Raw genomic sequence first — 3,315 nt, 5'->3', positions numbered from 1 at the left:
ATAATCGGTCGGTCACACCACTAATATTATTAGATCAACAAATAAAAGTGACTCTTCATAATAAAAGAAACGCGAGAATGTCGGTAATTCAACATTCTCGCGTTTCTAACTAGAAAAGTGTTCTAATTTAAAGCCGTTTTTAAAGTTTCTAGATTTTTTTGCATTAAAGTAAAGTAGGTTTCTTCATTTGCTATATCCTCTTTAGAAAGGACACCTAGATTGTGGAGCACTAGACTTTCTGCTCCAATTTCTTTTTGAATGACTTCTGTTAGCTTAGAGTTTACGTTTTGTTCAAAAAGAATATACTCTACATTTTTCTCTTTGGCCATGTCAATGATCTTAGTTAGCTCCTTTTGAGAAGGCTCCTGCTGAGAGTTTAAGCCCGCAATAGCAACTTGTTCTAGGCCATATGTGTCTGCTAAATAACCGAATGCTGCATGGGAAACAAAAAACGTTTTAGAGGAAGCAGCGTGAGACATTTCTTCAAAGTCTGTATCTAATTGTTGAAGCTCGCTAACAAGTGCTTGATAGTTTTCTTCAAATAATTTTTCATTTTCAGGTGAAGCTTTTACTAGCTTGTTTTTAACCGTTAAAGCAAGATCTTGACTGATTTTTGGAGAAATCCATACGTGTGGATCCGTATCTCCGTGGTCATGGCCTTCATGTTCATCTCCATTTTCTTCCGAATCATGATTATGTTCGTCTGCTTCTGCAGAATCTTCCTCATGACCTTCGTGATCATGTTCATCTGTACCTTCCTTATCGTGGTGGTCATGTTCATCCTCGTTCACATTTAAAGCACTGTCTGGCACACCATCAATTACGGCTACCATTTCTACATTTTCCTCAGCTAAAGTCTTTTTTGCATTTTCCACAAATCCTTCTAGTCCCAAACCGATGTAAAAGAATAAATCAGCATCAGCCAGAGCAATCATATCCTTTTGAGTAGGTTCAAATGTATGCTCATTGGCACCTGGTGGATAAATAGATTGTACCTTTACTTCATTTCCTCCAATTCGTTCTGTAAAATATTGGAGCGGGTATACAGTGGTATATATATCTAATTGGCCATCTTCTGCTGTGGTTGCTTCTTCTTGCTTCCCACAAGCAGCGATGAATAAAATAAACGTTAATATGCATAATAGGAAAAGACGTTTCAAATTTATCAACCTTTCTAAATAGTAATGATTACGTTTTAATGAATAAGAACTTTATTAGCTTACATTATTTTGTTCAAAAAGGCAAGAAAAAATAGCCTTTGAATTATTTTTTCTTCAAAGGCCATTCTTCTGGAACTGGGTCAAATCCACCCTCATGAAATGGATGACATTTAGATATACGTTTAACCGTTAGGTAGCTACCTTTTATGGCACCATGTTTTTCTACAGCCTCAACTCCATAGTGGGAGCATGTTGGATAGAAGCGACAGCTAGGTGGAGACAATGGTGAAATAAATTTTTGATAAAAGCGAAAAATACTTAATAGGATTCGCTTCATACGTCTGTATCCTTCGGTTTAGGGTCAATAGCGGATATATTTTCTTTTGTTGCTAATTTATATAGAAAGGTAAAACCAACAATACTGAATATAATTGCTATACCTAAGATCCAAAATACCATATTAGCTCACTCCATTTTAATGTCTTATGTTTATTGTAAGAAAATAAGAGGTATATGAAAAGAGAAAGCAACTATAATTTTAGAGGAGAGTGTCAATTTTATGTCAGCAGCATTGAATAAAGAACTAAATAATCTAGTAGCAACATTTTCAGTAATGTATACAAAATTACATAATTATCATTGGTATGTAAAAGGGCCACAATTTTTTACGCTACATGCTAAATTTGAAGAACTATATAACGAAACAACTTTAAATATGGATGAAATAGCAGAGCGCTTATTAACTTTAGGAGGAAAACCAAGTGCTACGTTAAAAGAGCATTTAGAGCTTTCTGAGGTGAAGGAAGCAAATAACAAAGAAACTGCTGAGGATATGGTAGAAGCAGTAGTAAAAGATTTTGATAAAATCATGAAGTCCTTGAAAAAAGGGATGGAAGAGGCTGCTAAGGATGAAGATGATATGACAGAGGATGTTCTAAATGCCATCTATCAAAAAATCGAGAAACACCAATGGATGTTAAATGCATTTTTAGGAGATTCCAATAAATAATGGAATAAATGAACTTTATGTCGATAATAAGCTTGTAAGGGGGAATTATTTTGGATATTAACTCCATCATGTCTTCTCAGCTAGCACAGCTACAACAAACGGTTCAAATGAGTGTTATGAAAAATGCACTTAATATGGAAACTGTAGCAGCAGTGGAAATGCTAGAGAGTATGCCTCAACCTGCTACACATCCTTTTAAAGGAACAGTAGTAGACGTACAAGCGTAAGAGAAAAACATGTACCTTATATGGTGCATGTTTTTTTATTTTGGGAACATACTACCAAAAAGGATGTGTGATATGACAGAAATTAAAGCTTACGTTTCGTTGAGTCAACGGAGAGTATACTTGTATCCAGATGAATCGCCATGGGAATATGAGATAACGGCAAGACAGGATATTATCCCAGTTTTTGAAACTTTGTTTTATCAGCTGTATCATAAAGATATGAATACCTTTTGGAGAGCGCATGTGCCATTGAAATATTATAGTAATGATTTTTCTAATGAAGAATACGACAACCGAATCAAGAAGCTGTATGCTTTAATCCACGAGTTTAGTGACAGAGAATCCCAAGCATTTATTGAACAGCTTCCATTTTTTAAAGAAAGTAGGCATCTATAATGACTAAAAATGTAAATGGAAAAGGTAATGATACAACAACTTACCGTAATGCAAGCTCACTTTTAAATCTTTCCCCACAAGACAAGGCAAAGGTTAACGCTGGCCAAAACAGTCAAGAAGGCGGCAAAAATTATAAACAACAGGAGCAAGAAAAGTGGGAAGGTTAAGACTTGGTGCATTACCAAGTCTTTTTTCTTATGATAAATGACTATGTTAAAGGGTAGGGTTGATTTATAATCCAAAAAAATCTTTGATGAGAGAGTAGAATTGATTTTTCGCCCCAGCCGGACGATTTCCACGGGGTGAGCGATAAGCCATCTGTTCTTAATAGCCATTTGAAAGTTCAATTGTTTATGTTTACAGTCACTATAAAAAAGAATTGTTAGTCAAAATCAACCAATAACTTTAACAAAGCTTAATAAATTTCAAAAAAATTAGGAGGTTATATGGTTAAACAGCTTATTTTACTAATTGGACCTACTTTTATGATCATTTTAGGTCTTCTTCTTATAAAGAATGTGCC

Annotated in this window: 7 protein-coding genes; 4 read left to right on the top strand and 3 right to left on the bottom strand. The window is 34.8% G+C overall.

Annotated elements, in window-relative coordinates; genetic code table 11:
* Positions 1-122 precede the first annotated feature (122 nt).
* The 3 genes from AC06OU_RS11290 to AC06OU_RS11280 form a co-directional block, all read right to left on the bottom strand.
* Positions 123-1,160, bottom strand: a complete 1,038-nt coding sequence (locus tag AC06OU_RS11290; protein WP_475855847.1) for a metal ABC transporter solute-binding protein, Zn/Mn family — start codon at positions 1,158-1,160, stop codon at positions 123-125.
* 103 nt (positions 1,161-1,263) lie between these two features.
* Positions 1,264-1,497, bottom strand: coding sequence for a membrane protein insertion efficiency factor YidD (gene yidD / locus AC06OU_RS11285; RefSeq protein WP_169359972.1), 234 nt, complete (start codon positions 1,495-1,497; stop codon positions 1,264-1,266).
* Complete coding sequence (locus tag AC06OU_RS11280) at positions 1,494-1,619, bottom strand: hypothetical protein (protein WP_340882921.1); 126 nt, start codon at positions 1,617-1,619, stop codon at positions 1,494-1,496. Before AC06OU_RS11280 ends, yidD begins: the two co-directional genes overlap by 4 nt.
* Before the next feature lie 100 nt (positions 1,620-1,719).
* On the opposite strand from AC06OU_RS11280, the gene AC06OU_RS11275 reads away from it, so the two are divergent.
* The 4 genes from AC06OU_RS11275 (at position 1,720) to AC06OU_RS11260 (ending at position 2,959) form a co-directional block, all read left to right on the top strand.
* Entirely contained in the window at positions 1,720-2,169 is a 450-nt protein-coding gene (locus AC06OU_RS11275; protein WP_475855844.1) for a Dps family protein, read from the top strand.
* Between the two features lie 50 nt (positions 2,170-2,219).
* Entirely contained in the window at positions 2,220-2,396 is a 177-nt protein-coding gene (locus tag AC06OU_RS11270) for a putative motility protein (protein WP_169359974.1), read from the top strand.
* A gap of 72 nt (positions 2,397-2,468) precedes the next feature.
* The gene (locus AC06OU_RS11265; RefSeq protein ID WP_169359975.1) at positions 2,469-2,792 is read left to right on the top strand and encodes a transposase; all 324 of its coding nucleotides are present in this window, start codon (positions 2,469-2,471) and stop codon (positions 2,790-2,792) included.
* The gene (locus AC06OU_RS11260) at positions 2,792-2,959 is read left to right on the top strand and encodes a hypothetical protein (protein WP_340882927.1); all 168 of its coding nucleotides are present in this window, start codon (positions 2,792-2,794) and stop codon (positions 2,957-2,959) included. The genes AC06OU_RS11265 and AC06OU_RS11260 overlap by 1 nt, the downstream gene beginning before the upstream one ends.
* The last annotated feature ends 356 nt before the right edge of the window (positions 2,960-3,315 follow it).

The organism is Psychrobacillus sp. (assembly GCF_056205495.1).
The sequence above is the reverse complement of the archived record's forward strand: the minus strand, read 5'-3'. Positions and strand labels throughout refer to the sequence as shown.